This window comes from Rhodoferax ferrireducens (assembly GCF_003347515.1).
Taxonomy (GTDB): Bacteria; Pseudomonadota; Gammaproteobacteria; order Burkholderiales; family Burkholderiaceae_C; genus Rhodoferax.
Genome location: NZ_QEII01000073.1, coordinates 1 through 454, shown reverse-complemented (window position 1 = coordinate 454; position 454 = coordinate 1). Strand labels below are relative to the sequence as shown.

Genomic DNA, 454 nt, shown 5'->3' with positions numbered 1-454 from the left:
CCCGTGATCTGGTTACGGATCGCATATACGCCTGCTCGGGTTTTCGTCTCCAGATACTGTCGTTTCAGCGTCTTTTTGTTTGTCATCATCAATCCTTTTTGTTCCAAATGAGTCACGGTGCAAGCGATGGCACTTCTGCCAACGGGAGCGGACAAGCAAGGTACCTGAGGTAATCGCGAACGTCGGTCGGCCAAGCTTCGGTCAGTTGGTGGAACTTTGCCGCGTCGTTTGCGAACAGTGCACGCGAGGCCTCTTCAAACCCAGCCATATCACCAGCCATGGTGGACATGAAGTGGTACGCACGTTCATTCGTCTGGCGTTGTCGGTCTCGGTCCACGCTTGCCCGGCGTGCCTCATCAACCAGTTTCCGCAAAGTCACCGATGCACCGCCTCGCTGTGCAGCCAACCAATCCCAGTGGCGCGGCAGTAACGTGACTTCTCGCGCGACAACCCC

General features: G+C 56.4%; 1 protein-coding gene. It reads right to left on the bottom strand.

Going from position 1 to position 454, the window contains the following annotated elements:
• Window positions 1–112: 112 nt before the first annotated feature.
• Window positions 113–454, bottom strand: a 342-nt coding sequence (locus C5P05_RS00290; RefSeq protein ID WP_114967973.1) for a DUF2239 family protein, incomplete at its 5' end; no start/stop codon positions are given.